The organism is Geotoga petraea, from assembly GCF_900102615.1.
GTDB lineage: Bacteria > Thermotogota > Thermotogae > Petrotogales > Petrotogaceae > Geotoga > Geotoga petraea.
In genome coordinates, this window is the sequence record NZ_FMYV01000001.1 from 310517 (window position 1) to 332481 (window position 21965).

Here is a 21965-nt window from a genome sequence, read left to right on the forward strand (position 1 = left end):
AAGTCGGCTGAAAAGCCGACTTTTTTGTTATAATTGATTAGGAGGGAAACAATGCCAGAAGAAAATAAAGATTCAGGTCTATATAAAAAAATATACAACGAAAACTATAAATACGTTAGAAATATTCTTAGAAAATCCATAAATAATAACGATTTAGAAGATGCAACACAGGAAGTATTCTTAAGAATATTTAAAGGTTTGGATAATTTTAAGGGTAATTCAAAAATACAAACTTGGATTTATAAAATAACAGAAAATGTAGCTATTGATTTTAAAAAGAAATATGTAAAAGAAAATAAACAAAATAAAAAAATAGCTCAACATAAAATTTATAAATCATACAATTTTACAAAACATATCTTTGATAAAATGAACTATGATCAGCTACTAAAATATATTGATAAACTTAGTCCAAACGATAGAATAATATTAAAGTTACGAGAGATAAATAATTATGATTATAAAAAAATATCTAAATTATTAAACATTCCAATTGGAACCGTAAAAAGTAGGATTTTTTATTCCAGAAAAAAAATAAAGAAAATGATAGAGAGTGATAATGGGGGTGAAGAATTATGAGAGAATTAATGACTGTAAAAAAAATGGATAATAAATATGTATATTTAAAAACTAATAGAGCTTCAGAATGTTCAACTTGTTCTATTAGCGGAGCTTGTAGTTTAACAGGTACTCCCGATATTGAGTTAAAAGCTATGAGAGAAGAGTCATACATACCAGGTGAAAAAGTATTAGTTGAACTACCACAAGTCCCATTGGCAAAGATAGCTATGTTGGTTTATGGTTTTCCATTATTAGTTTTCTTAGCTTTGGCTATTTTAAGTTATGGAATTGGATTAAACGATCTTTTTTCTTTTTCTATCGCTATAGGTGGTATGGCTGTTAGTTATTTTATACTATCTATTTTAGACAAAAAGAAGTTTAAAGATATGTACTTGCCTAAAATAATTAAAAAAGTAAAAAACGAAATAAAAATAAACGATTAGAAGAAGCTGTTTTCATAGCTTCTTCTTTTTTTGAAAAATTTTTCGTGAAATATTTTTCATAGTAATGGGGAATATAAATATAAATCAGTTTAATTAACTCTAATTCATTATAAATGATATACATTAAATTTAATCGAACTTTATTTTTTATATAAAAAGTTCTAAAATAAAGGTGTATGAAAAAATATTCCCCAACCATTATTAAGGGAGGTTATTGAGTATGAGCTTATATGAAAATGCAGTAAGGCAGTTTAACAAGGCTGCTGATATTATGAACTTAGAAAAAGATCTAAAAGACGTTTTAACAAAACCAAAAAGAGAACTAACTGTTAATTTCCCAGTTAGAATGGATGACGGTACAGTAAGAGTATTTACCGGGTATAGAGTTCAACATAATGTTGCAAGAGGTCCCGCTAAAGGTGGGATAAGATTTCATTCAGAAGTTACTCTTGATGAAGTAAAAGCATTAGCATTTTGGATGACATGGAAAGCGGCAGTTGTTGATATTCCATATGGTGGAGGAAAAGGTGGAATAACAGTTAATCCTAAAGAACTATCAGATGGTGAATTAGAAAGAATGTCAAGAAGATTCTTCTCAGAAATTCAAATAATAATAGGAGAAGAGAAAGATATTCCTGCTCCAGATGTCAATACAAATGGTCAAATAATGGCTTGGTTTATGGATACTTATTCAATGAATGTTGGAAGAACCGAATTAGGTATAGTTACTGGTAAACCTTTAGAAATTGGTGGATCAGAAGGAAGAACTGAAGCCACAGGAAGAGGAGTTAGAATTTGTATTGAAGAAGGAATAAATTACATGAGAAAACTTGGGAAAATTACTAAAGAAAATAAAGATTTAACAGTTGCTGTCCACGGTTTTGGTAACGTAGGAACCTATGCATCTATTTTAACAGCAGAAGAAGTTGGAATGAAAGTTGTAGCTGTTTCTGATTCATCTGGTGGGCTTTATAATGCAGAAGGTTTTTCACCAGCTGAATTAAAAGAATTAAGTGAAAAGACATTATCAAGAAAATCCAGCTTACATGATGTTAACGATGGTAAATACAAAACAATAACAAATGATGAAATAATTTCTTTAGATGTAGATATTTTCTCTCCTTGTGCTATAGAAAACACTATTACTATGGATAATGTTGATAGTGTAAAAGCAAAATTAATTGTAGAAGGTGCTAATGGACCATTAACACCAGAAGCTGATGAAAAATTAACAGAAAAAGGAGTATTTATTGTTCCGGACTTTTTAGCAAATGCCGGTGGAGTTACAGTATCTTATTTTGAATGGGTACAAGGCTTGCAATGGAACTTCTGGGAGTTAGAAGACGTAAGAGAAGCTTTACATAGAAAAATGACAAAAGCCTTCTATGATGTTATTGAAACAATGGAAGAATACAAAACAGATATGAGAACTGCTGCTTATATTAATGCTGTTAGAAGAGTAGCAACGGCAACAAAATTAAGAGGAATCTATCCTTGATCAAAATTATAATTTAAAGGCCCTTTTTGGGGCCTTTTTTAATTTTTTTATTTATGATAAAATAGATTGTCAATATTCTATTTTAAAGGAGAGAGAAAATGGCTTATTTAATTGCTTCTTTGCTTATCAACTACATTGCTGGTTTCATTTTTATCAATTTGAATTTTTGGTATTTTATGTTGATCATACCAATATTAATGATTTTTTTATCTTTAAAAACTAAAAAAGAAAGTAATATAACCAATATATTTTTGATTATTTCAGCTTTATTTACAGCAATTGGATTTATTCAAGATTTTGATCCAACGTATTTTTATTTGATTATGAATTTTTCTGCTTTTCTATCTTATTTAAATGCTATCATGTCTAAAAAAATATTGTTATTTGTTTCTTGGTTAATGAATTCATTTGGAATAGGATATTTAATAGCTGAATTGAGGACTTTAAATTTAGGGATTATATTTGGGGTCATAATTTTTGCCATTGGTTTTAGAGAAATAATCTCTAAAAGCATTAAAGAAAAGGGAGGCCAATAATGATAGAAAGATATTCTTTATCTCCAGTGAGGGATATTTGGACTTTGGAAAAACAGTATGAAAGATGGTTGAAAATTGAGATTGCAGTTGTAGAAGCTTTTGAAGAAAAAGGAATTGCCCCTGAAGGTACCGCTAAAAAAATTAGGGAAAAAGCAAAAATAAATGTTGAAAGAATTTTAGAAATTGAAGAGGAAGTTGATCATGATGTGATTGCTTTTATTAAAGGAGTTACAGAAAATATGGGAGATGAAGCGAGATACTTTCATATGGGGTTAACTTCATCAGACGTTGTAGATACTGCGTGGGCAATAGGTATGAAAGAAGCAACAAAAATGATTTTAGAAGAGTTAAAATCATTTATAAAGTCTTTAGAAAATATTAGCTTGAAACACAAAAAAACTTTAACAGTTGGAAGAAGTCACGGAGTTCATGCAGAGCCAACATCTTTTGGATTAAAAATGTTGACATTTTTGGCTGAAATGAAAAGAAATTATACAAGGTTAAAAAGAGCGTATGAAGGAATAAAAGTAGGTAAATTAAGTGGAGCTGTTGGTAACTATGCCAATATCTCACCAGAGATAGAGAAATTAGCCTTAAATAAACTTGGACTAAGACCAACTGAAATATCTACACAGATTGTTCCAAGAGATATTCATGCTGAATTATTTTCTGTTTTTGCATTAATAGGATCTGGGTTAGATAGACTGGCAACAGAGATAAGGCACCTTCAAAAAACAGAAGTTCTTGAATTACAAGAACCTTTTAAAAAGGGACAAAGAGGGTCATCTGCAATGCCACATAAAAAAAATCCAATAATTTGTGAACGGTTATCAGGAATGGCTAGATTATTAAGATCATACACAATACCGGCTTATGAAAATATTGTATTGTGGCATGAGAGGGACATATCCCACTCATCAGTAGAAAGAGTAAACATTCCAGATGCAACTATGATTATGTTCTATATGTTAGAAAAATCAATATATTTAATAGATAATTTGGTCGTTGACAAAGAAAGAATGCTTGAAACATTTAAAAGAAGTTATAATTTAGTGTATTCTCAAAGAGTTTTATTAGGATTAATTGGGAAAGGCCTTTCAAGAGAAGATTCATATAAAATAGTGCAAGAAAATGCTTTAAAAGCTTGGGAGGAGAAAAAAGATTTCAAATTATTTATTAATTCAGATAAAAGAATAACTGATCATATGTCAGAAAAAGAAATAGACGAACTATTTTCAAACGAGTATTTTTTAAAAAATGTAGATGAAGTGTATAAAAGATTTTTCTGATTAGGAGGAATTCATTATGAAAAGAGTGGCAATTGTTGGTTCTCAATGGGGAGACGAAGGAAAGGGAAAGGTAGTAAACTACTTTTCAAAAAATTACGAATGGATAGTCAGGTATTCTGGAGGTGCCAACGCTGGTCATACAATTTATATTGATGGGAAAAAATATGTAAATCACTTATTACCTTCAATAACTCCTAATGGTTATTCAAAAGGGTTTTTAGGGGCTGGTATGGTGATAGACCTTGAACAGTTAATCAACGAATTAAAAATATTGGAAGCCGATTTTCCAGGAATTTCTTCTAAAATTTATATAGATTATGAGACTTTTTTAGTGCTGCCATGGCATAAAGAAGAAGATGAGTTGAGAGAAAGTATGAGGAAAAATCCGATTGGAACCACTAAGAAGGGGATAGGCCCGGCTTATACAGATAAAGTTTCAAGGGAAGGCATCAAACTTTACAATATTTTCGATGAAAAACTGTTAAAAGAAAGGTTATCAGAAATATATTATCTCAAAAACAAAATATATTCAGGAAAAATAAAGAGTACTGATAAAGACGTGTTTGAATATCTTTTAAAAGTTAAAAGAGACTTAGATAAATTAAATGTTAATTTTGCTAGCGCAGTAAAAATGGGAGATGTTTTTAGAAGCACATCAGTTCTTTTTGAAGGAGCACAAGGAGTACTACTTGACCTTGATTTTGGTACGTATCCTTTTGTTACCTCTGGTTCAACCATGGCTCACGGTGTATCTTCTGTAGGGTTTTCAACTTTTGAGCTTGATAAAGTTATGGGAGTTCTAAAAGCCTATACGACAAGGGTTGGTTCAGGGCCTTTTCCAACAGAGCTGTTTGATGAAACCGGGGGAAAAATAGCAAAATTAGGAAATGAATTTGGAGCTACAACTGGAAGGCCAAGAAGAGTCGGTTGGTTAGATCTGCCTGCTTTGAGATATGCCAAAATAAGAAGTGGCTTGAATGAATTTGTTATAACCAAAGCGGATGTACTGGATGGTTTTGATGAGGTGAAAATATGTACAAAATATGATGTAGAAGGTAAAATAAAAGAAATCCCTGACTCATCATATGATTTTTATAAAGCTAAACCAATATATGAGACTTTAAAGGGTTGGAAATCTACGAATGATGTGAACTTCTTGAAATATATGGCCTTTATAGAAGAATTTACAGGTGTGAAGATAAACTATATTTCATATGGTCCAAAAACAGAAGAAATGTGTACAAAAAATAATATGATAATGAGAATAAAAGGATAAATTAATCGGGCTTTTTTAAGCCCGTTTCTTTTTGTTATAATATAACATTAGGGGGGATTTTTATGTATATTGTAAATTCAAAAGAAATGAAAAATATTGATGAATTAACAATTTCAAAAGGCCTTCAAGAAAGTATTTTGATGGAACAAGCAGCTTTTTCAGTTAAAGAAATAGTCGAAGATTTAAATCCAAAAAAAATTTTGGTTATGGCTGGTACTGGAAATAATGGGGGAGATGGACTTGCTGTAGCAAGACTTCTGAAAAATGATGGTTATGATGTTCAGGTTTATATAATAGGAAATGAAGAGAATGCATCTTACGGCTTTGTTAACCAAAAAGACATATGTAAAGAATATCAAGTAGATTTTATTGATGAAATTAAAGATTTAAATAATTTTGATGTTTTAGTTGATGGCATAATAGGTGTAGGATTGGCTGGTGAGATAAAAGGAGAACTTTTGGACATAATAGATCATGTAAACTCTTGTAATTGCAAAGTAGTTTCAATAGACATACCAACTGGAATTTCTTCTGATACAGGAAAAATAATGAAAAAAGCAATAAAAGCTGATATAACTGTAACTTTTGGTTATTTAAAAATAGGACATCTACTATATCCGGGGAGGAGTTATTCTGGAGAAATCAAACTTAGCCAAATGTCTTTTTATAAAGGGTATGAAAAAAATTTAAAAAGGTTTTTATTAACAGAAGAAAAGATTAGAGATATTTTACCAAAAAGGCCAAAAGACTCACACAAATATAACTTTGGTTCTATTGCAGTAATTGCAGGGAGTAAAGAGTATTCAGGAGCTCCTATATTATCAGCTTTAGGAGCACAATTAAGTGGTGCAGGAATGGTCTATTTAATCACCCCTTCTTATACTCCCATATTGGAGCATGAGCCTTCAGTAATTTATACAGATTTTAACAAAAACTACTTTGAAAAAAACGATTTGATAAAAATAAAAGGCAAAATTGAAAAAAGTGATGTAATATTAATAGGGCCTGGTATAGGGCAAAATTCAAACGATTTTATAAAAGAAATATTAGAAAAATATTCTCATAAAAAGATTGTGATTGATGCTGATGCAATAGGAGTTATAAAAAAAGTAAAGACTAATAAAAATATGTTAATAACACCTCATGCTGGAGAGTTTCAAAAATTATTAAAAAAAGAAATAGAAAGTATTGAAGATATAGAAAATTATTCTTTAGAAAAAAATATAAACGTTCTCTATAAAAGCACAACATCGTTAATAACAGATGGTGATAATAGTTATTTTAATGTATTTGGAAACGACGCCCTTTCAAAAGGTGGAACCGGTGATCTTGTTTCAGGAGTTATTGCTTCTTATATAGCCCAAGGTTGTACTGTAATAGATTCTACATTGATTGCCACATATTTAGTTTATAAAACAGGGTATGACTTGGGAATAGAAAACACCAATTTTACTGTAACTCCTTTACAAATAGCAAAAAATTTAAACAGAGAATTAATAAAATTAAGAGGTGATTGAAAATTAAAGCGTATATAATTTCAGGAGGGGATAAAACAAAAGATTTATCTTTTTATGAAGAAAATTTATTAAAAACAGATGTAAAAATCGCCTCTGATTCTGGGATAAAAATATTTAAAAAATTAAATATAAAGCCTGATTATCTAATAGGAGACTTAGATTCAGCAAGTAATGAAGATATACAATGGGCAAAACAAAATGACGTACAGATTTTAAAATATCCCGTACAAAAAAATGAGATTGATTCTGAACTTGCAATAATGAAAGCCCAACAGCTTGGATGTAAAAAAGTATTTTTATCCTCAATTACTGGATCCAGAATAGACCACACCTTAGCGGGGATTTACCTACTTGGTAAATATTCAAAATTAGATCCAGAAATTATTGAGGAAGAGTATAGTATAGGTATAGTAAAAAAATATAAAAACATATTAACAAAAAAGAATAATTCGTGGGCCATACTACCTTTGGGTGAAAAAGTAGAGGGACTTACCTTAAAAGGGTTTAAATACAATTTATTTGAAAAAAATATAGATAAATACGATTCCATAGGAGTTAGTAACAAGTCTAAAGAAGAGAACGTCACTATATCTATAAAAAAAGGTATTGTTTTATACATACATTACAAAAAAACAGTGAGGTGAAAAATATGTGGATGATTATTTCAGATACTCACGATAACGTTGAAAAATTGAAAAAAGTAAAACAAATAGTTAAAGAAAATGATGTAGATACAATATTTCATTGTGGTGATTATGTTGCGCCTTTTAGTTTACCTTACATAATAATTGATGGTGTACAATTTTTTGGTATTTATGGAAATAATGACGGTGAAATTTTGGGGTTAAATAAAAAATCAAATGGTATTATCACTCATGGGCCTAAATCTTTTGAACATCAAGGACATAAAATATACATGATGCATGAGCCTTATTCACTAAAAGCCGCTGAAAATTCAAGTTTATATGATTTTATATTTTTTGGGCATACTCACGAGATAGTTACCAGAAAGTCTGTTAAGAGTTTGATTATTAACCCAGGAGAAGCATGTGGCTATTTAACTGGTAAGTCAACTTTATGCATCCTAAATCCAGAAAATAAAGAATACAAAATAATTGAATTATAAATGGAGGAAAATATGGTTGAAAAAAATGATTATATAGAAAAATTTATAGATGAATCGAACAAAAAAAACATTCCCGAACAATTGCCAGCAATAGCAACAAGGTCAAAAATGATAATATATCCTAATTCAGTGATACCTATGTTTGTTGGTAGGGAAAAATCTTTAAAAGCATTGGAAGTAGCTTTAGAAAAACATGATAACTATATTTTTTTAGTTTCACAAAAGAAACTTGAAGATGAAAAACCAAAGGTATCTGATCTTTACAGAGTTGGAACAATTGCAAAGATAGTACAAGTTTCTAAACTTCCAAATGGGGATTTAAAAGTTGTTGTTGAAGGAGTAAAAAGAGGAAAGATAAAAAAAACAGTGCAAGATAAAAAATATTTTATGTTCAATGTAATTCAAATAGATTTAGAAATAAAAAGTACTAAAAAGTTAGAGGCTTTGGCTAGGAAGATAAAAGATCTCTTACAAAATTATATGGAACTAACTAAAAAGTTTCCCCAAGAAGCTATAATGGCTATAGAAGAAACTTCTGATCCAGAAATTATAAGTGATCTTGTTGCTTCAATTATGCCTTTAGAATTAAAAGAAAAACAAAACTTATTAGAAATAACCGTTACAGAAAAAAGATTGAAAACCGAATTAGAAATATTAACAAGAGAAATAGAACTTTTAGAAATAGAGGAAAATTTAGAAACTACAGTAAAAGAAAAAATACAAAAAAATCAAAGAGAATATTATTTAAGAGAAAAGATGAACGTTATTAAAGAGGAATTATCAGATGAAGATGATGAAGATATAAAAGAAATAAAAGAAAAAATTAAAACGGGAGACTATCCAAAAGAAGTTAAAGAAAAAGTAGAAAATGAAATAGAGAGGCTTAATAAAATGTCTCCGTATTCTCCTGAAGCCAATGTAATAAGAACCTATTTAGATTGGTTGATAGAAATACCCTGGAATAAAAAAACAGAAGATAACATAAATATAAAAAAAGCTGAAGAAATTTTAGAGAAAAATCATTATGGATTAGAAGAGCCAAAAGAAAGAATTATGGAATTTTTATCAGTCAGAAAACTTGCAAAAAATTCAAAGGCCCCTATTTTATGTTTTGTAGGAGCTCCTGGTGTTGGCAAAACAACCCTTGGAAAATCAATTGCAGAAGCTACTGGGCGAAAGTTTGGCCGATTGTCTCTTGGGGGTGTAAGAGATGAATCAGAGATAAGAGGGCATAGAAGAACTTATGTAGGGGCTATGCCAGGTAGAATAGTTCAAAAAATAAGGAAGCTACAATCCATGAACCCCGTTATTGTTTTAGATGAGATAGACAAATTAGGAGTCTCTTTTCAAGGGGACCCAGGTGCGGCTTTGTTAGAGGTATTAGATCCTGAACAAAATGTTGATTTTGTAGATCACTACCTTGAATTACCTATAGATCTATCTGAAACGATATTTGTTACAACAGCAAATGTAATGCATACTATTCCACCAGCTTTAAAAGACAGAATGGAAATAATATACATATCTGGTTATACTGATATAGAAAAGTATAAAATAGCACAAAACTATATAATTCCAAAGTTACTGAAAGAACATGGACTTTCCGAAAAGACTTTTAATATTTCTTATAAAGCAGTAAAAGATTTGATATCAAAATATACAAGAGAAGCTGGAGTTAGAGAGCTTGAAAAGAAAATAGCAAAAATAATGAGAAAATCCGCATTAAAATATTCAGAGAATGAAAAGAGAGTTAAAGTCGGGGCTAACAATCTTCACAATTTTCTTGGAGCACCTCCTTATTTCGATTCGGAAAAAAATGAAAAACCTGAAGTAGGTTCTGTGACAGGCTTAGCTTGGACTGCTTATGGTGGTACAATATTACATGTGGAAGTTCTTTCTTTATCTGGGAAAGGAAGGCTTATAACAACTGGACAATTAGGAGATGTAATGAAAGAATCTGCAAAAATAGCCCTATCTCTTTCAAGAAAATTAGTTGAATCAAAACACACAGAAAAGGGAACCTTATTTGAAAAAAAAGATTTTCATATTCATTTACCAGAAGGGGCAGTACCAAAAGATGGCCCATCAGCAGGGGTCACTTTAACGACAGCCTTGATTTCTGTAGTTTTGAATAAAGAGATAAGAAATGATATAGCTATGACAGGTGAAACAACATTAAGAGGCAAGGTTCTGCCAGTGGGAGGAATAAAAGAAAAAGTATTATCAGCTTACAGATCAGGTATTAAAGAAGTTATTCTTCCTAAAGCAAATGAAAAAGATGTTGAAAAAATACCTGAAGAAATTAGAAAAAATATTAAATTCGATTTTGTGAGTCAAATAGAAGAAGTGTTAAAAATAGCTTTGATAGGTAGTGATTTTAATGATTAAGAAAGCAGAACTTTATAAAACAGTTTATAGAATAGACCAATTACCACCAGAAGACAAACCAGAAGTGGCGTTTGCAGGAAGATCAAATGTAGGTAAATCAAGTCTTTTAAATTCTTTAATGAAAATAAAGATAGCAAAAACAAGTTCAAAACCAGGTAAAACTCGTTCTATAAACTATTATTTAGTCAATGATAATTATTATTTTGTTGACCTACCTGGATATGGATTTGCTTCTGTAGCTAAGACAGAAAGAGAAAAGTGGAATGAACTCATGAACAATTATTTTATTAACAGAATGAACCTAAAAATGGTTTATGTTTTGATAGATCATAGGCATAAGCCACAAAAAAATGATCATATGATGATTCAATGGCTAAAAAGCCTCAACATGCCTTTTATGATAGTTTTAACAAAATCAGATAAATTAAATCAAAGTGAAAAAATAAAAAAATTGAATGAAATAAAAAATGAATTATCAGTTTATGGAGAATACATCTATTTTCAAACATCTGCTAATAAAAATAAAGGAATAGAAGAATTAACTAATTCTATACTAGCATTCTTGAAATAAACCGGCTTAATGTCGGTTTTTTCTTTATAGTTGGATTTGTGATATAATGTTTAATGGAAGAAGTTTTATATATTTTACATTGGAGGGAAAAGTATGAGAAGTGTAATGATTGACGGAAGTATATCTTATAATTCTAATTCTCAAATTCTTAATTCTGAGTACTTTAAAGAAATAATATGTGAATTGATTCTCGATAGCGAAGAAAAAAGAACTTCTTTACTTCCTTTTTTTGAAAAATTCAAGAAATCAAATGATGTAGTTGATGTTAGAAAGAAGTACGACATTGATGCATTGATTCAATTGATGATAGCTTTATCAGTTAATAGTGTAGAACATGTTGATGCATCTCCATATTATGGGTTTCCTAAAATGAGCAATAGAAAAGAAACTTTAATAATTTTTATTGAAAGTATTTTTAATATTTGGAGAAATAAACATAGATTCATGATAAAAAATGATACGTTTACACAGACCTCTTATAATAGAATTAATAAACAAATGATGCTTGTAAAAAATAATTCCGATTTGAAAAGTTTAGTCTTAAGCCTTTATAGACAAATTTTAGTTAATATTTCAGATACAAAATTAAAAGTTTTAAGACAATTACCATCTGGGGCTCAGGTGGGTTTTCTTATAGATCATCCTAATATTAAAGATGAAGCAAAATTAAATTGTGAATGGATATACGATACTAAATTTGTTTGGAGTACTGTATTTGAACCTCCTGTAATCTTTTATACAAGATCAAATAAAAGAAGAGGGTTATTCAAAGTAAAAGACAAACCAATATTAAATAATATAAAAGTTGAAAATCCTGAAGACTGGTTGATGTTTCCCATACACGTTAATTCAAAATTAATATATATTCTTGTATATAAGGAATATTTATCTTTAGCAGCAGGATTAGGTAATCTTTTTGAGTTTGCAAGCTTTAATATAGTTGAAAACACAAAACCAGATGGAATTTATTTTTTTGGAGTTTCAAAAGAAAATTTTGAATCAGAAGAAGATTATAATGGAATTATATATAAAGAAAAAGATGGCACATATGTTGGAATGGTTGGCGATGATCCTTCTATAGACTATTTTGGCTATATGAAGAAGATGATTCTTACAATCCATAATTTGACAGTTATTGATGAGTCAAGATTACCAATTCACGGAGCATTAGCTCAAATTAAATTAATGGATGGTAGATCTGCAAATGTTATGATTATGGGAGATTCTGGCGCAGGTAAATCAGAAACATTAGATGCTTTGAACAGATTAAAAAAGCAAGTTTCAGAAGTAAATATATTAATAGATGATATGGGATCTCTTGACATATTAGCAGACGGTACAGTTGTTGCATATGGTACAGAAACCGGAGCTTTTGTAAGACTGGATGACTTACAACCAGGATACGCTTACTCTGCTATGGATAGAAGCATATTCATGAATCCGAATGAAGTTAATGCAAGAGTAATTGTTCCTTATTCAAATTATGACGAAATAATAAAACCAACGAAAGTAGACTACTTTTTGTATGCAAATAATTATGTTGAAATCAAAGAAAACGAAAAGCCTTTACATTTTTTTGATAATGCAGAAGAAGCTTATGAGATATTTTCTAAAGGGGCAAGAATGGCAAAAGGAACAACAGCCGAAAAAGGACTAACATATAGTTATTTTGCGAATCCTTTTGGGGCAATTCAAAGAAAAGAAAAACATGAAAAAATTGCAAAACATTATATGAGCCAAATGATTAAAAATGGAGTTAAAGTAGGAGAATTAAGAACTCAACTTGGAATAAATGGCTTTGAAGAAGAAGGGCCTATTATAGCGGCTAAAAATTTATTATCGTTATTGACTGAAGAATTAGAATGAGGATTTAAATTGAATAAATATGAAAAATTAAAAGAATTTATAAATAAATCAGAGAAAATCGTAATTTTGTCAGGTGCTGGTATATCTACTAATACAGGCATACCGGATTTTAGAGGTAAAAATGGGATTTATACAAATGCAGAAATTGAAAATCCTGAACTAATATTTGATTATTATTATTTTAAAGATAATCCTGAATTATTTTATAGATTTCATAAAAAATTTTTAGAATATGTTGAAAAAGCTGAACCCACATTTGCTTACAGAAAGATTTATGAACTTGAAAAGCAAAATAAATTGTTAGGAATTATAACTCAGAATATAGATTCTCTACATAAAATAGCTGGAAATAAAAAAGTATACGAAATTCATGGCGGTTTATACGATAATCATTGTTTAAATTGTGGAAGAAATTATAGTTATGATCAAGTAAAGAAGAAAATGGATAAAAGTATTGTTGCAAGATGTGATATATGTAATTCAATAATAAAACCAGACATAGTTTTCTTTGGAGAAGCTGTCAAACATTTGGATGAATCAGTAGAAATTATGCAGAAATCCGATCTACTATTAATATTAGGTTCTTCCCTTATGGTTACTCCAGCTGCTTATTTACCAATGTATTCAGATGCAGATATAGTGATTATTAACAAAGGCGAGTTTTCTAAGTCGTATTTAAAAGAAGAGAATATTAAATTGATCTTCAACGAAGATATAGACGAAGTTTTCAAAGAGATTTATAAATAAAAAATGCCAAAACTAAAAGTTTGGCATTTTTTATTTATAGAGTTATTCTTCTTCGTTAATACCATTATTGTCATTTTTTTCAAATTTTTCAGCATCAACTTCTTCAATTTTTACCTTATCTTTGATCACATCTACAACTTTATTTTTTAATGTGTCCCATACTACATCGTTTAATAATTTTTGGTTTGAATAAATAGCTTCTCTTGTCCTTTCGTATGGCATTTGCCACATTTGAGAAATATTTTTTATCGCGTTTGTTATTTCTTCATCTGAAACTTCTATGTTGTTTTCTTTTGCAAGTTCATCAACTACAACCAATTCTTTGATCCATCTTAAAGAAGAGTCTTTTACATTCTCTTTTAATTTTTCCACATCATTGTCATTTTTTTGTAATTCTTCTTCGTATTTTTCCTCTTTTTTTAATTGGGCAATATAATTTTCACAATATTCTTCTATTGTTTGGCCTGATATTTCAATTTCTGTATGGTCAGGCAATTCACCGATAATGTAATTTCTTATAAAATCCTGATTCCAAGATTCATATTGTTCTTTTCCTTCAGATCTGAATTTATTTTTTAAATCTTCTAATGATTGCACATCTGAATCTAACTCTTTAACAAATTCTTCTGTCAATTCAGGCATTTTCCTTAAATAAATATCTTCCAAGTTAACTTTATAGAAATATTTTTTATCTTCAAACTCTTTTTCATATTCTATTACATCGCCTTTTGACTTTCCAACAACCTCTGTAACTATAGGTCTATTGTCATCTTCTCTTAAAGTATATTCATTTTCTTTATCTTCTTGAAGAACTTTACCATCTTGATTTTTAACAGTATATGTTACTCTTACAAAATCTCCATATTCCGCATTGCCTTCTTTAGGTTCTAAAATTGCGTTTTGTTCTAAAAGTTCATTGATTTTATCTTCAACAAATTTTTCGATTATTGATTCTGATTTTGGTATTTCTACTTTTATATTTTCAAAATCTGTACTTTTTACTTTAGGGTATGTATGAACAGTGATTTCAACTTCAAAAATTCCTCCGTCGTTTGCTGTTGAATCAACTTTTGGTGGGAATAAAGTTTTTTCATTGTTTTGAATTTCTTGAATGGCATCTTCTAAAAGAATGTCGTTAACCCAATTATCATAATTTTCACCCAATTTCATTTTTATTATACCTACAGGGGCTTTACCCTTTCTAAAACCTGGAAATTTGTAATTTTTATTAACTTCTTTTACAACGTCATTTTCTGCTTTTTTGTACTCATTTTCTTCAAACTTTACTAAAAACTTTTTTAAATTTTTATCTTCCGATATTAACTGCTTATCCATTTCGATACCTCCATAAACTTTTTTAATCAACATGCTTTAAATATTATACATTTTTAATACTTTTATTTTGTTAAAATAAAGTCAAATTTAATTTATAAGGTAAAAAATAGGTGTCAACAGTACAAAAAAATTTCTAAGTATGATTTTTTATATGCCTATCAAATATGGTATGATTTATATATAAAGAGTTTTTACTTTAATTTTAATTAATTATAATGTTTAGTTATAATTAAAAATGGTAAAATATTAAGTGATAATAAAATTTATCCTACTTTATGATTAACGTTTAATATAATTTTGAGGTGAGTCAATTTAATGATTACAGAAAATTTTATAGAGGGAGCAAATGTTCTTTATGGTGAAAAAAATGAGATTTTAAATTCAATTTATAAACGTTTTGAAAATAATCAAAAAACTTGGATAATTACTTTGAATACTTTAATGTATATGGAATATTTTAAAAACGATGTTTATAAGAATTCATTTCATAAAGCTGATATTTTAATCCCTGATGGAATAGGTATAGTTAAATATATGAATAAAAAAGGTTTGAAAACAGAAAGATGTCCAGGTATTGAAACTATGAAATATTTTTGTGAAATTTCCGGAAAGAACGACAAAGGTATTTTTCTTTTAGGAAGTAGAGACGAAGTATTAAAAAAGGCAAGTATAAATATAGAAAAAGAATTTGTTACAAAAATTAATGGTTATCAAAATGGTTACTTTTCTAAAGAAAGAGATAGTGAAATAGTAGATATAATAAATTTTTCAAATGCTGATTTTCTCTTCGTTGGCATGGGAATACCAAGACAAGAAGAATTTATTTTGAACAATTATGAAAAACTTAAACCAAAAATCATAATGGGGGTAGGAGGAAGTATTGACGTTTTTGCTGGAGAAGTTAAACGAGCGCCTATACTATACCAAAAACTTGGTATAGAATGGTTCTATAGAATGCTAAAAGAGCCAAAGAGATTTAACAAATTTCCAGAGTTAATCAAATTTTATTTAAAGTATTATTTAAAGAGATAAATCGGAGGTGTTAAGGTGATTTTAAAAAATTGTACACTATTAACTGGGGCTATTGGTGAAGTGATAGAGAATGGTGCCGTATATGTTCAAGATGGTAAGGTTATAGATGTTGGTTCTGCAGAAAAAATTCTAGAGAAATACGGTGTTGAAGAAAAAAATATTAGGGATTTAAATAAAAAAATATTATTACCTGGGTTAACAAATCCATATACAAGCTACTATATTAACGAATTAAATTTAAATAGCAAATTGAGAGATTCAAATTTACCTCCATATGAAAAATTTTCTAAAATAGTTAATTTTGCACTAAATAAATCAGATGAAACTGAATTGTTCAAAGACATAATGACATTGGGAAGTTTCAAATCTTTGATAAATGGTGTAACTTCTTCAATTGTATCATTACCATACAGTAAGAATATAACCTATGTTAAAGAAATTGCAGAACAAATAGGAGTAAGGGTAAAACCATCACCAATTTTACTAACAGAAAATGGAATTGCAAGGAATATAAGAGACGATATCTTGGAGAACAGAGATATAAAATCTTTAACAATTTTGGGCGTTTGGGGGTTAGAAAAAGAAGATTATGACTTCCTTGAGAAATTTTTGAATGATGACAGAAGGTTGAGAATTGCCATCGTTGATTTTCAACAAGAAGAAAGATACGCTATGCTCAAACATGGTAAAGAACTAATGAACATTATAAGAGAAAATAATTTATTATCAAAAAAAGTTGATGTTATCTATGCAGGTAATGTCACTGCTGAAGTCATGGATTATTTTGCTTCTAAAGGAGTAAGGCTTATTAAAAGTGTAAGAACGGAATTAATGGAAATAAACACATCTCCTAATCTCTTGGATATGTTGGGAAGAGGTATGAAAGTTGCTATTGGTTCAGGCCTTATTGATTATTCTTTATTCAATGAAGCCAAAACACTTTTAATAACAGAAAAATTCAACAACAAAGCTAAACACAATATTTTGTATAACGAAGTAGAAAGAACTATATTTATGAGCAATTATCAGTTTTCCTCAGAAGAGTTTGATTTGCAATTAGGTCAAATTAGTTCTGGAAAAGAGGCAGATTTTACTATTTTAAGTTCAAGAACAGGTGACTATATTTTCAACACTAATACACCTTTTACCGAAATATCTTTTAGAATGGGAAATGAAATAGAAGTTTCTGGAGCAGTTGTAGGTGGAGAAATAAGCCTATGGGATAGGGAACCTCAAAAAGCGGACACAAAAGAAATAAGGAGAATACAAAAGAAAATAAATGATTACGTAAGAAATTTGGTTATATAAAAAAGCGAGCTTAAAGCTCGCTTTTTTATATAAGCTGAATACTCAGTCTGCTCATATCTGAAGAAATATTCAAATAGCAAGTATACTCTGCTTCTGAAAAATTTGCTGAAATATAAGAACCATCTTCTCTTTCAATTAACCCTTCAAAAGTTCTGAGATTAAGTTCACCTACTTGATTCAATACAAGGCCAACATTATCAGGTAACTTTACTGTTAAGGTAGATATTTCAAGGTCGGCATCTATTGAACTATCCTTTGTATTTGAAGGGATTAGCACTATTTTTGATGCTGTAGAATTAATAATAACATTATCGGGAAAAGATTTTCTCATATCTATAAAAACATCAGAAACACTTAAATTCAATAAATAATTGTATTTTAAATCTTCTCTTATCCAAGAAGTCATTTTAGATCTTTCTGGAACTTTTATATTAGAAACTTTTAATTTGTTTTCAACCTTAAGCTCGTTGTCATTCCAATCAAAGGATCTTTTAAAAATATCTCCATCTGATAAAGAATCAATTTTAACGTTATAATTTTCAGATGAAGCAGAAACCAAAGATAACTTAGTCCAGTCAAGGTTGTAACTCAAATTATATTTATTTCTATTAAATGGTACTTTGATTTTCATGTGGTCATCTTTTATCTTGTTACTTTTAATACTTAAAAATCTGTTAGATGTAAAAATTGAATATATGCCCCAGCCTATTAGGTAAGAAGCTATAAGTAAAAGAATTATTTGCCAAAATCCAATATTTTGTTTAAATATTCCAAAGGCATCTATCAAAAGAATTGAACCAAAAATGATACTTCCTACCTTGTCACTTTTAGGATTTTTAAACACTTTTAACCCATCAGCTAAAAATATTACACCAAAAAATATTTCGACAGCTATTGAAAAGCTTATGGTTATTTCAAATACAACACCTAATAAAATAATTATACCAATTAATATTGAAACTAAAGCACCACTCAATTTTTTCTCCTCCTATCTGGTATTAATGAGCTTATTCCAGAAGTCAAGAGGAATGAACCGATTAATACTAAAAGAAATTCCCAAAAATTGAAATTTAATCCAAATAATGATAATGAATCCAGAAAAAGAATGACTCCTGAAGTTAATCCAAAAAGTGTTCTTCTTACTATTTTTTTAATATCTTTTCTCTTTATAAAACTATTTCTTGCTACATGTATTGAACCTTTGGCTATTTTTCTTGCAAATTCTGGCATATCTTTTTCAGATTCTATTTCTTCTTCCGCATAATTTAGTTGCTCGTTTGCATAATGTATTTCATTTTGATCAGAACCATCAATTACTTTTCCATTTATATTTATTGATGGTTTAATTAATCCAATACCACTTGCAATTAATATTATTGATATGATAAGCTCTAAAATTCTCCAAAAACTTAAAGACAGGTCCAAGAAAACAGAAAGAAACAGCAATGTACCAACAACTATCATTATAACAGCAATTTTTCTCATTTGCTTGCACCTCTTTTTTTCAAAAATTTTTCGGCGTCATCCTTATTATATCCAATTTCTGATAGGAGTTCTATGGCAAAATCATAAGATATTTTTTCTTGCTTAAAAAGTTCCAATATTTTCTTTTCTTCTTGTGTTAAAAAATCATCAGAAATAATTTTTTCTTCAGTATTAGTAGAGTTAAAATGTTTTTCATCATTCTTTTGTTTTGTAAAGTGTTTAGATTCTATACCTCGGATCTTTAGGTTACCTGTAATTACTTTAACAACCATTCTCCTTTTTTCAAAAGATAACTCAACATCTTGTTTTTCTATGAGATCTACATTGGATTTTAAGGTTGACGAATAAGGAGTTAATTTTTTTGTTATGTAAATAGGTTCTTTACCACAAATATTAACCATAGCCTCACCTGTAATTACTGTAATTTTCATCAAATCAAAGTCAGAATTCATTTTACTTATATCTAAATTACCTGTTATTAGGTGGCAATCAATATTTTGTATTTTAGAATCCTCATATTTTATATTACCTGTTGTAACCGATATTTCATCATTTAAAAAGTCAGAGTTTTCAGAAAGAAAATTTCCTGTTATTAATTTTGATTTATGGTTTTTTATCTTAGATTTTTTAATCCTCGTATTTCCAGTAATTATCTTATTTTCAAAATAATTTAAATTTACATCTTTAATGTTCACGTCACCTTGAACAAAATTGACTTTTAATTCTTCAAAATTATCGGCCAAATATAGGTTAACATGTAAAGTTTTATTAGATATAAACCCAAAAAACTTGTTGAGAAAAGAATCGTTACTTCTTGAAAATCTTATAAAATAGCCATCTTCTCCAATTTTTCCGTGTGGGAAACCTTCTTCAAGATCTTCTTCTAATTCAAAATATGATTTTTCTGATTTTGTGACATTTAACTTTATTTCATCATGTTTTGATTCAATGTTTATTCTTTTTATTCCTTCTAAATTAATAGTTTTAGACATTTTAAAATCCCCCTTATTTTAAAATTATTAATTGTCCCTCATATTTTTGGTTACTTTATCTTATTGTTGATGAAGTTTAGTTATTTTTGTATTTTTTCAATATGGTTTTAGCTTCTTCAGGAGTTATTTCTCCTTTTTCAATTTTTTCTAAAATTTCCATAGTTTTTTTTCGGTTATCCTCTTCAGATTCATATCCTAATGCTTTTACCAATTCTTCTAATCTGGCTTTAGCTGTTGGATATGAAATACTTAATTCTTTTTGAAGCTCAGATAAATTTCCTCTGTTTTTTATAAAAATCTTCAAAAATATTAGTTGTTCGTCTGTTAATTGTGCGAATTCTTCTATTTGGAAATTCCCGGTAATTTCAGTTGCGCATTTTTCACATTTATACTTCTGAATGTTTAACCTTCCCCCGCAAACTGGACAGGTAGTTAATCTTCTTTTATACATTTTAATCCTCCTCATATATTTAATTTTTATATTAAAAATATTGAATAAAATACAAAAATATTTAATCTCAAAAAAATTATACAACATAAAATTAAAAATGTCAATAATAAATTAAAAATAAATTCAATAATATCAAATTAAAAGTTAAAAATATTAATATGTATATAAAATTTTATTATTAATCATTTCCATTATGTTATTAAAAAAGAAGAAATAATAAAATAGTATTATTGTAGATGAGAAAGGAGGATTAATATGACAAATAAGTTTAACGAACTGAAAAATAAAGTAATATATGAAATATTTCTAAGAAATTATTCAAAATCTGGAACATTTAACGAAGTTTACTGCGACCTTGAAAGAATTAAAAAACTTGGGGTAGATATTATTTGGTTTATGCCTTTTTACCCTATAGGAAAAAAGAATAGAAAAGGTAATTATGGATCTCCTTATTCTATTTCAAAGTACGACGAAATATCTTATGAATATGGAGGTATAGATCAATTCAAAAAAATAATCAAAAAATCAAAAGAACTTGGTATGCAAGTTATGATAGATATAGTTTTTAATCATACTTCGAATGATTCATATATTTCAAAAAATCATAAAGATTGGTTTATTTTGAATGATGATGGGGATTTTTTTAGGAAGGAGCCAGATTGGTTTGATATAGCTGATTTGAATTTTAAAAATAGTGAATTGTGGGATTATTTGATAAATATTTTAAAATTTTGGAAAGATATTGGTGTCGAAGGATTTAGATGTGATGTAGCCTCTCTTATTCCTTTAAATTTTTGGGAAAAGGCCAGAAGTCAAGTTGATCCAGAAAAAAAACTTATATGGTTGGCCGAAAGTATGGAACCAGAGTATCTACGGGCTCTTAGAAAAGAGGGATATGATGTAGTTTCTGATACAGAATTATATAGAGTTTTTGATTATACTTACGATTATGATGGATACGAAAAAATACATAAATATTTTAAAGGTGAAATAGAATTATCTGGTATAGTAGAATATATAAAAACACAACAAACAATTTACCCAAGGGAATCTTTGAAGATGAGGTTTTTAGAAAATCACGACAAACCCAGAATAGCAAGTTTAATTTCTTCCAAACAGAGATTAAAGAATTGGACGACATTTTATATGACTTTACCTGGATCTTCCTTAATTTATGCTGGACAGGAAATAAAAGATGATAAGTACCCAGATTTATTTGAAAAAACGTCTATAAATTGGGATGATGGAGATTACGAATTTTTAAATTTTATAAAAAAAATAATAGTTATTTCAAAAGAAATTAAAGCTGAATCAAAATATTTTGAAATCAATGAAGTTAAAAAAGGTGTTGTAGAAGTTAAATGGACTGGAGAAAAATATGATTATCTTATTATTTTGAATTTAGAAGAAAAATATGGAAATATTTTTTTAAATAATTTTTATGAAGGATATGATATGATTAATAAAGAAAAAATTAAATTAAATAAAAAATATAAATTACAAAAAGAACCACTGATTATAAAGTCTATAAAATAGCTTCTAAA

General features: G+C 28.5%; 21 protein-coding genes. 16 read left to right on the forward strand and 5 right to left on the reverse strand.

The genetic code is table 11. The annotated features are described in order from the left end of the window. Positions 1-51: 51 nt before the first annotated feature. The 13 genes from BLS00_RS01510 to BLS00_RS01570 all read left to right on the forward strand — a co-directional run bounded on the left by BLS00_RS01510 (position 52) and on the right by BLS00_RS01570 (position 13818). Positions 52-579, forward strand: coding sequence for an RNA polymerase sigma factor (locus BLS00_RS01510; RefSeq protein ID WP_091402161.1), 528 nt, complete (start codon positions 52-54; stop codon positions 577-579). Then, entirely contained in the window at positions 576-1004 is a 429-nt protein-coding gene (locus BLS00_RS01515; protein WP_091402163.1) for a SoxR reducing system RseC family protein, read from the forward strand. The genes BLS00_RS01510 and BLS00_RS01515 overlap by 4 nt, the downstream gene beginning before the upstream one ends. A gap of 220 nt (positions 1005-1224) precedes the next feature. Then, on the forward strand, positions 1225-2502 hold the full coding sequence (locus BLS00_RS01520; RefSeq protein WP_091402165.1) for a Glu/Leu/Phe/Val family dehydrogenase: 1278 nt from the start codon (positions 1225-1227) through the stop codon (positions 2500-2502). A gap of 98 nt (positions 2503-2600) precedes the next feature. Next, positions 2601-3038: a hypothetical protein gene (locus BLS00_RS01525; RefSeq protein WP_091402168.1), complete on the forward strand. Its 438-nt coding sequence runs from the start codon at positions 2601-2603 to the stop codon at positions 3036-3038. Beyond that, on the forward strand, positions 3038-4327 hold the full coding sequence (purB, locus tag BLS00_RS01530) for an adenylosuccinate lyase (RefSeq protein WP_091402171.1): 1290 nt from the start codon (positions 3038-3040) through the stop codon (positions 4325-4327). The genes BLS00_RS01525 and purB overlap by 1 nt, the downstream gene beginning before the upstream one ends. Before the next feature lie 16 nt (positions 4328-4343). Further along, positions 4344-5603, forward strand: a complete 1260-nt coding sequence (locus BLS00_RS01535; RefSeq protein WP_091402173.1) for an adenylosuccinate synthase — start codon at positions 4344-4346, stop codon at positions 5601-5603. A gap of 62 nt (positions 5604-5665) precedes the next feature. Beyond that, positions 5666-7120 (forward strand): NAD(P)H-hydrate dehydratase, encoded by a 1455-nt coding sequence (locus tag BLS00_RS01540; RefSeq protein ID WP_091402176.1) that lies wholly within the window; start codon positions 5666-5668, stop codon positions 7118-7120. Beyond that, the gene (locus tag BLS00_RS01545; RefSeq protein ID WP_091402179.1) at positions 7117-7764 is read left to right on the forward strand and encodes a thiamine diphosphokinase; all 648 of its coding nucleotides are present in this window, start codon (positions 7117-7119) and stop codon (positions 7762-7764) included. Before BLS00_RS01540 ends, BLS00_RS01545 begins: the two co-directional genes overlap by 4 nt. A 5-nt stretch (positions 7765-7769) precedes the next feature. Then, positions 7770-8246: a metallophosphoesterase gene (locus tag BLS00_RS01550; RefSeq protein WP_091402181.1), complete on the forward strand. Its 477-nt coding sequence runs from the start codon at positions 7770-7772 to the stop codon at positions 8244-8246. A 12-nt stretch (positions 8247-8258) separates the two neighbouring features. After that, complete coding sequence (gene lon, locus BLS00_RS01555) at positions 8259-10634, forward strand: endopeptidase La (RefSeq protein ID WP_091402184.1); 2376 nt, start codon at positions 8259-8261, stop codon at positions 10632-10634. Beyond that, complete coding sequence (gene yihA, locus BLS00_RS01560) at positions 10627-11205, forward strand: ribosome biogenesis GTP-binding protein YihA/YsxC (protein ID WP_091402186.1); 579 nt, start codon at positions 10627-10629, stop codon at positions 11203-11205. The genes lon and yihA overlap by 8 nt, the downstream gene beginning before the upstream one ends. A 93-nt stretch (positions 11206-11298) precedes the next feature. Beyond that, positions 11299-13071, forward strand: a complete 1773-nt coding sequence (locus BLS00_RS01565) for a phosphoenolpyruvate carboxykinase (ATP) (protein WP_091402188.1) — start codon at positions 11299-11301, stop codon at positions 13069-13071. Between the two features lie 9 nt (positions 13072-13080). Further along, a complete protein-coding gene (locus BLS00_RS01570) occupies positions 13081-13818 on the forward strand; it encodes an NAD-dependent protein deacylase (protein WP_091402190.1) in 738 nt (245 codons plus the stop codon). Positions 13819-13860: 42 nt separating this feature from the next. On the opposite strand, the gene tig is transcribed toward BLS00_RS01570, so the two are convergent. Next, positions 13861-15153, reverse strand: a complete 1293-nt coding sequence (gene tig / locus BLS00_RS01575; protein WP_167848942.1) for a trigger factor — start codon at positions 15151-15153, stop codon at positions 13861-13863. A gap of 315 nt (positions 15154-15468) precedes the next feature. On the opposite strand from tig, the gene BLS00_RS01580 reads away from it, so the two are divergent. Further along, a complete protein-coding gene (locus tag BLS00_RS01580) occupies positions 15469-16185 on the forward strand; it encodes a WecB/TagA/CpsF family glycosyltransferase (RefSeq protein ID WP_091402194.1) in 717 nt (238 codons plus the stop codon). A gap of 15 nt (positions 16186-16200) precedes the next feature. Further along, positions 16201-17493 carry an amidohydrolase family protein gene (locus BLS00_RS01585; protein ID WP_091402196.1) on the forward strand — a complete coding sequence of 431 codons (1293 nt, stop codon included), beginning with the start codon at positions 16201-16203 and terminating at the stop codon, positions 17491-17493. A gap of 25 nt (positions 17494-17518) precedes the next feature. On the opposite strand, the gene BLS00_RS01590 is transcribed toward BLS00_RS01585, so the two are convergent. The 4 genes from BLS00_RS01590 to BLS00_RS01605 all read right to left on the reverse strand — a co-directional run bounded on the left by BLS00_RS01590 (position 17519) and on the right by BLS00_RS01605 (position 20421). Beyond that, on the reverse strand, positions 17519-18469 hold the full coding sequence (locus BLS00_RS01590; protein WP_091402200.1) for a hypothetical protein: 951 nt from the start codon (positions 18467-18469) through the stop codon (positions 17519-17521). Beyond that, positions 18466-18978 carry a hypothetical protein gene (locus BLS00_RS01595; protein ID WP_091402202.1) on the reverse strand — a complete coding sequence of 171 codons (513 nt, stop codon included), beginning with the start codon at positions 18976-18978 and terminating at the stop codon, positions 18466-18468. The genes BLS00_RS01590 and BLS00_RS01595 overlap by 4 nt, the downstream gene beginning before the upstream one ends. After that, positions 18975-19970 (reverse strand): DUF4097 family beta strand repeat-containing protein, encoded by a 996-nt coding sequence (locus tag BLS00_RS01600; protein WP_091402205.1) that lies wholly within the window; start codon positions 19968-19970, stop codon positions 18975-18977. The genes BLS00_RS01595 and BLS00_RS01600 overlap by 4 nt, the downstream gene beginning before the upstream one ends. A 76-nt stretch (positions 19971-20046) precedes the next feature. Further along, complete coding sequence (locus tag BLS00_RS01605; RefSeq protein ID WP_091402207.1) at positions 20047-20421, reverse strand: DUF2089 domain-containing protein; 375 nt, start codon at positions 20419-20421, stop codon at positions 20047-20049. A 255-nt stretch (positions 20422-20676) separates the two neighbouring features. Here BLS00_RS01605 and BLS00_RS01610 point away from each other — a divergent pair, with 255 nt between their 5' ends. Beyond that, positions 20677-21957: an alpha-amylase family glycosyl hydrolase gene (locus tag BLS00_RS01610; RefSeq protein WP_091402209.1), complete on the forward strand. Its 1281-nt coding sequence runs from the start codon at positions 20677-20679 to the stop codon at positions 21955-21957. Positions 21958-21965: the final 8 nt, after the last annotated feature.

Bases quoted from the DNA above. Each gene is read 5' to 3' on its own strand.
- BLS00_RS01510 (WP_091402161.1), top strand. From the start codon at position 52: ATGCCAGAAGAAAATAAAGATTCAGGTCTATATAAAAAAATATACAAC.
- BLS00_RS01515 (WP_091402163.1), top strand. From the start codon at position 576: ATGAGAGAATTAATGACTGTAAAAAAAATGGATAATAAATATGTATAT.
- BLS00_RS01520 (WP_091402165.1), top strand. From the start codon at position 1,225: ATGAGCTTATATGAAAATGCAGTAAGGCAGTTTAACAAGGCTGCTGAT.
- BLS00_RS01525 (WP_091402168.1), top strand. From the start codon at position 2,601: ATGGCTTATTTAATTGCTTCTTTGCTTATCAACTACATTGCTGGTTTC.
- purB (WP_091402171.1), top strand. From the start codon at position 3,038: ATGATAGAAAGATATTCTTTATCTCCAGTGAGGGATATTTGGACTTTG.
- BLS00_RS01535 (WP_091402173.1), top strand. From the start codon at position 4,344: ATGAAAAGAGTGGCAATTGTTGGTTCTCAATGGGGAGACGAAGGAAAG.
- BLS00_RS01540 (WP_091402176.1), top strand. From the start codon at position 5,666: ATGTATATTGTAAATTCAAAAGAAATGAAAAATATTGATGAATTAACA.
- BLS00_RS01550 (WP_091402181.1), top strand. From the start codon at position 7,770: ATGTGGATGATTATTTCAGATACTCACGATAACGTTGAAAAATTGAAA.
- lon (WP_091402184.1), top strand. From the start codon at position 8,259: ATGGTTGAAAAAAATGATTATATAGAAAAATTTATAGATGAATCGAAC.
- yihA (WP_091402186.1), top strand. From the start codon at position 10,627: ATGATTAAGAAAGCAGAACTTTATAAAACAGTTTATAGAATAGACCAA.
- BLS00_RS01565 (WP_091402188.1), top strand. From the start codon at position 11,299: ATGAGAAGTGTAATGATTGACGGAAGTATATCTTATAATTCTAATTCT.
- tig (WP_167848942.1), bottom strand. From the start codon at position 15,153: ATGGATAAGCAGTTAATATCGGAAGATAAAAATTTAAAAAAGTTTTTA.
- BLS00_RS01580 (WP_091402194.1), top strand. From the start codon at position 15,469: ATGATTACAGAAAATTTTATAGAGGGAGCAAATGTTCTTTATGGTGAA.
- BLS00_RS01595 (WP_091402202.1), bottom strand. From the start codon at position 18,978: ATGAGAAAAATTGCTGTTATAATGATAGTTGTTGGTACATTGCTGTTT.
- BLS00_RS01600 (WP_091402205.1), bottom strand. From the start codon at position 19,970: ATGTCTAAAACTATTAATTTAGAAGGAATAAAAAGAATAAACATTGAA.
- BLS00_RS01605 (WP_091402207.1), bottom strand. From the start codon at position 20,421: ATGTATAAAAGAAGATTAACTACCTGTCCAGTTTGCGGGGGAAGGTTA.
- BLS00_RS01610 (WP_091402209.1), top strand. From the start codon at position 20,677: ATGACAAATAAGTTTAACGAACTGAAAAATAAAGTAATATATGAAATA.